This is a genomic window from Bradyrhizobium pachyrhizi (genome assembly GCF_001189245.1).
GTDB lineage: Bacteria > Pseudomonadota > Alphaproteobacteria > Rhizobiales > Xanthobacteraceae > Bradyrhizobium > Bradyrhizobium pachyrhizi.
On record NZ_LFIQ01000061.1, the window covers coordinates 1 to 452 of the forward strand.

Sequence of the window (452 nt, forward strand, 5' to 3'; positions counted from 1 at the left end):
CGCTTCGACCAGGCTGCGCCGATCTCGGCCCGGCCCACATAGATGCGGTGGCTCGGAGCGTTGTCGTTGGAGCGGTTGGTCTCGGCGACGATGCGGACGCCCTTGGCTTGCAGGCTCAGGGTGACAATCTCGCCCTGGAAATCGTTGCCGACTTTCTTGAAAGAACCGATGTTAGCCATGTCACTTCTCCTGTTGTGTTTCGAGCCCGCGACCACCGCGGCCTCGATGGCGATCTAAAGGCCGAGGACGATCGGGGACGCACCCCTCGCGGGCCGGAGCGCAGCGGAGGACGCCGTTGTGGCGACTTTCTTGCCTCGCGAGGAATGGGCGCAGCCCAGGGGAAGAAAGTCGCATCAACGGCGTTGCGGCTCAGACGATCGAGGCGAAGCCGGTCCTCGGCCAGATCAAGCCATCAAAGAGGCCACGTGCGTCCGCGTGCTGAACCGCAATCT

At 63.7% G+C, this 452-nt stretch carries 1 protein-coding gene; it reads right to left on the reverse strand.

Annotation, left to right across the window (positions count from 1 at the left end):
- Positions 1 to 179: DUF736 domain-containing protein (locus tag AKL29_RS40680; protein ID WP_152977573.1), on the reverse strand; the 179-nt coding region annotated here is incomplete at its 3' end.
- Between the last annotated feature and the right edge of the window lie 273 nt (positions 180 to 452).